This is a genomic window from Spirillospora sp. NPDC046719, assembly GCF_040645715.1.
In the GTDB taxonomy this organism is placed as follows: Bacteria; Actinomycetota; Actinomycetes; order Streptosporangiales; family Streptosporangiaceae; genus Spirillospora.
The window spans coordinates 1-4,599 of the sequence record NZ_JBEYYT010000603.1 but is presented as its reverse complement, the minus strand read 5'-3'; the positions used below and the strand labels follow the sequence as shown (position 1 = coordinate 4,599).

The window sequence follows — 4,599 nt, the reverse complement described above, 5'->3', positions numbered from 1 at the left end:
CGGCCCTCGGGCGGATGCCGCCGCGCCGGGCGCGAGCCCGGCGCGGCGGCGCCGTTCACCGGCTCAGCCGGGCGATGCTGCTCGCCGTGCCCCCCTTCTTCGCCTCGAACGCGACGGCGAGCAGGCCGCTCGCGCCCGTGACGGTCACGGACTGGGAGCCCGCGCGCTTCACCTCGACGGTCTTGGTGCCGAGGACCTTGCCGTCCCAGACCGTCACGTGCGCCGTACCGGGACCGGTGGCCTGCAGCCGGAAGGTCGCGGACCCGCCGGACACCGTCGGCTCGCCGGCGATGCGCGCGCTGTCGGAGCGCGGCGCCGCCGGGCCGCCCGCGAGCGGGATCCCGGTGCGGACGGCCTGCTCGATCGACTCGGGCGAGTTCACCGAGGCCGCCGCGTCGGTCGGCATCACCGGCGCGGGCGGGGTCGTCGGCAGGCTCGGGTCCGGGGTGTAGCCGGGCAGGGTCGTCTGGCCCCACCGGTACGGGTCGCCCTGCACGCCGCCCCAGGTCGACCAGCCGATCCGGGTCTGGCCGGTCTTGTCCTGGGTGTCGGAGTCGTAGACGAAGACGTTCAGGCCCATCCGCGCCGGGTCCACGGCGGTCGGCAGGTCCTTGAACGGGATCTTCGCCTCGATGGTGTAGCCGTCGTAGGGCTGGTTCACCGTCGCGGCCACCTGCATGCCGGGCGCCGCGTCCGCGCCGCCCTGGTGGGCGTCCGCGTCGCGCTCGAAGCACGGCTTGCCGTCCGACATCTGCGGGAAGATGCCGGTCTTGAAGGTGGTCGAGGTGTTCTCCGAGTCACCGCGCGGGTCGATCCCGATCTCCACCGAGTCGGTGCGCCAGTGCCGCTTGCAGTCGTCGGCGCCGAGCACCGTGCCCTGCTTGTCGTCGCGGACCTTGACCAGCACGTTCAGCGCGTCGTCGGTCCAGGTCACCTTGCCGGTGGCGGAGCAGTCGTCGGCCGACGTGCACGCGTCGCCCTCCCACACCCGCGACAGGTTCAGCTCGGCGCCGGCGTACTCGCCCGGCTCCTCCTTGCCGTCGATCTTCGGGGCGGCGGACGCCTTGGGGATCTCGGCGACCGGGACCAGCTCCAGCGCCGCCGTCTCCACGTCGGCCGGGCCGGACGACGGGGTGGTGGTGATGGTGTAGTCGAAGTCGCCGCCGGAGCCGCCCTGGTTGGAGGTCGGCAGCGAGGCGTCGGTGTTGGTCACCTTGAAGGCGACCGTGCCCTTCGCGCCGGCCGCGAGCGTGTACGGCTTGGACGCGGCGTCGGCCGAGAAGCCCTTCGGCAGGTCCAGCTTCACCGTGCCCGACTGCGCGGACGAGGTGGTGTTCACCAGGTCCACCCGCACGTCGCGCGACTTGCCCGACCCGACGGTCAGCACGCGCTTCATCTGGCCGATGAGGGCGGGCACGCCGGTCTTGGTGGCCCAGGTGTCGAAGTCGTCGACGCGGGGCAGCGGCTGCTGCCGGCCCGTGACCGGCGGCTGGACGTTCACCATCGTCGCGGTCTGGCCGGTGGCGCGGCCGGACGTGAGCTTCGCGGAGATCTGGGCGCGGCCGACGGAGGCGCCGGCGGGCGGCGTCACCTTGAACGTCGCCGTGCGCTCGCTCGACCCGACCTTGCCCAGGTCACCGTTTCCTGTCACGTTCCAACCGGACGGCACCGAGAGCGCGGCCCGCGCGTTCTTCAGCTGCTCCGGCGCGCTCGCGTGCGCCGTCACCGTGAACGCCGCGCCGGGCGTCACCCCGTACGACTGCGTCGTCAGGAAGAACTGCGTCCCGAGCGGCAGGCCGCCCTTGCCCGGCGTGACCGCGCCCTCCAGCGGAGCCGACGGGTCGGTGTTGCCGAGCGTGAACGGCACGCGGCTCGCGATCTGCGTGAGGTAGTCGCAGCCGATCTTGGACGGGTCCGACGGCGCGTCGGGGAACCCGGCCCAGCCCTGGCTCACGTACAGCCGCTGCGCCTCCCGCTCCACCTGCGCCCACGTCTTGCCGCCGTTGCGGGCCGACGTGCGGCCGCCCCACACCCCGTACGCCACCGACGCCGGCGTGCTGGGGGTGACCTTGGCGGCGCACTCCTGCCCGGTCGGGCCGGACGCCCCGCCGCCCTGGAACAGCCGTCCCGGCGCCCAGGTCTTCAGGCCCTCCTTGCTGAGCTGCGTCGGGAAGGCGTTGGGGTCCGCGGCGGCGTAGTACGCCTCGGTCGCCAGCCGCGCGGCCTCCTGGTGGTTGCCGTGCTGGCCGGGCAGCGGCGCCGGGTTCATCGTCACGATCACCTTGGGCCGGGTCTCGCGGACGATCCGCACGACCTTCGCGAGCGAGTCGTCGTGGCCCCAGGTGTCCTCGGTGAGCGGCGCGCTCACCGTGTAGTAGAAGTCGACCTTGTCGAGGTTGTGGACGTCGGTGACGCCCGCCTTGCCGACCGCGCGCCGCTCCTCGTCCTCGCGGAGCAGGCCGAGCGCCGGGCCCTCCTCGGTCCCCGCGGCGTTGCCGCCGCCCTCGCCGCGGGTGACGGTCAGCACGCCCGTCCGGGCCTTGTCGAACTCGTTCCACTGGCCGAGCGTCGACAGGGTGCCGGACTCGTCGTCGGGGTGCGCCCCGACGAACAGCACGTCCAGCCGGCCCTGTTCTGATGGTGCCGTGCGGTCTGACGGTGCCGTCCGCGCCTGCGCGGGCGGGCCGGCCAGCGCGATGGCCGAGCCCGCCAGCGCGGCGGACAGGACGGCGGGTAGGGCGAGTCTTCGCATGAACTCTCCTGTTCCGTTGCGGGGCCGCTGGGGGGCGGCCCCGGACTCCCTACTCCTTGATGGCCCCCGAGAGCATCCCTGCAATGAACCGCCGTTGCAGGAAGACATAGACGATCACGATGGGCGCGGCGATGATCAGCGCGCCCGCCATGAGCAGTGCGTAGTCGGTCTTGTGCGCGCCCTGGAAGAACGACAGCCCGAGCGGCGCGGTGCGCAGCCCCTCGTCGGAGTTCACGATCACCAGCGGCAGCAGGAACTCGTTCCAGGTCCACATGGTGATCAGCACGACCATGGTGAGGATCGCGGGCCGGCCGATCGGCACCAGCACCCGCCACAGGGTCGTCCAGCTCGACGCGCCGTCCATCCGGGCCGCCTCCATCAGCGAGGGCGGGACGCTGCGGAAGTAGGCGCGCATCCAGAACGTGCCGAACGCGACCGACATCGCGACCTGCGGCAGGATCAGCCCGGCGTAGGTGTTGTCCAGCCCGGCCGAGCGCAGGTCGAAGTAGAGCGGCACGACGACGGCCTCGGTGGGGATGGTGAGGCCCGCCAGGAACAGCAGGAACACCGCCCCCGCGCCGCGGAAGCGCATGACGCCGAGCGCGTACCCGGACATGATCGAGAAGACGCTGGCCAGCACCACCGTGACGGCGGTGACGACGACGCTGTTGCGCAGGTAGGCGGCGAAGTGGCCCTCGGTCCAGGCCACCCGGAAGGTGTCGAACGACAGGTCGCCGGGCAGCCGCAGCGCCTGCGCGACGATGCCGATCATCGGGAACAGGGCGATCACCGCGAACAGCGCCAGTACGGCGTGGTTCAGGATCCGCTCGTAGCGCCTGCTCATTCGCCCCTCCCCTCGACGAGGCGGCCGATGCCCGCGGTGATCGCGAACGCCAGCACGGCCAGGGTGACGCCGATCGCGCAGCCGAGGCCGACCTCGCCGGTGTTGAACGTGCGGTTGTAGACCTCGTAGGCGGGCACCTTCGTGGAGTCGCCCGGGCCGCCGGCGGTGGCCATGTAGATGAGGTCGAAGTTGCGCACCGCCATGATCGTGGTGAGCGTCAGCGCCACCGACAGCTCGCGGCGCAGCCCCGGCAGGGTGACGGTGAAGAACTCCCGGATCGCCCCGGCGCCGTCGATCCGCGCCGCCTCGTACAGCTCCCGGGGGATCTTCTGCACGCCGGCCAGGAACAGCACCAGCGCCAGACCGATCTCCACCCACGTGCCGACGAGCCCGATCGCGGGCAGCGCGAAGGTGAAGTCGCCGAGCCAGCCGTGCCGCCAGTCGGGCAGCCCGATGTCGTGCAGCCAGCCGAGGACGGTGTTGACGGGCCCGTGCGTGGAGTACACCCACTGCCAGGCCACGGCGACCGCGACCATCGCGATGACCTGCGGCATGAACAGCACGGTGCGGAAGAACGTCAGGCCGCGGACCTTCGTCCGGGACATGACGGCCACCAGCACGAACGCGATGCAGCACGGCAGGATCGCGTAGAACACGATCAGCACCAGCAGGTGCCCGAACGCGCCTCGCAGCGTCGGGTCGGTCCAGGTGGCGGTGTAGTTGGACAGCCCGGCCCAGGTCGCCGGGCCGATGCCGTCCCAGTGGTAGAGGGAGAACTGCGCCCCCCGCACCAGCGGCCACAGCAGGAACGCCCCGTACACCACCAGAGCCGGCAGCACGTACAGCCAGCCGACGGAGCGGGGCTCCCCCGGCGGCCGGGACCGGGCCCGGCGGCCTGCGGGCCGCCCGTTGCTCGGGCCGGGTGCCTCGGGCCCCGGCTCGGGGGTCTTCTGCCGCGCGACGGTCGTCATCTGCGCGCTCCTCGCTGTCACCTCGTCGGCGC

At 72.5% G+C, this 4,599-nt stretch carries 3 protein-coding genes; all 3 read right to left on the bottom strand.

Annotation, left to right across the window (positions count from 1 at the left end):
• Nucleotides 1-55: 55 nt before the first annotated feature.
• Nucleotides 56-2,752 carry a sugar-binding protein gene (locus ABZ914_RS47005; RefSeq protein WP_500201140.1) on the bottom strand — a complete coding sequence of 899 codons (2,697 nt, stop codon included), beginning with the start codon at nt 2,750-2,752 and terminating at the stop codon, nt 56-58.
• Between the two features lie 49 nt (nt 2,753-2,801).
• Nucleotides 2,802-3,596 (bottom strand): carbohydrate ABC transporter permease, encoded by a 795-nt coding sequence (locus tag ABZ914_RS47000; RefSeq protein WP_500201139.1) that lies wholly within the window; start codon nt 3,594-3,596, stop codon nt 2,802-2,804.
• The coding region (locus ABZ914_RS46995; RefSeq protein WP_500201138.1) for a carbohydrate ABC transporter permease at nt 3,593-4,599 on the bottom strand (1,007 nt) is incomplete at its 5' end. The genes ABZ914_RS46995 and ABZ914_RS47000, both read right to left, overlap by 4 nt.

Bases quoted from the DNA above. Each gene is read 5' to 3' on its own strand.
- ABZ914_RS47000 (WP_500201139.1), bottom strand. From the start codon at position 3,596: ATGAGCAGGCGCTACGAGCGGATCCTGAACCACGCCGTACTGGCGCTG.
- ABZ914_RS47005 (WP_500201140.1), bottom strand. From the start codon at position 2,752: ATGCGAAGACTCGCCCTACCCGCCGTCCTGTCCGCCGCGCTGGCGGGC.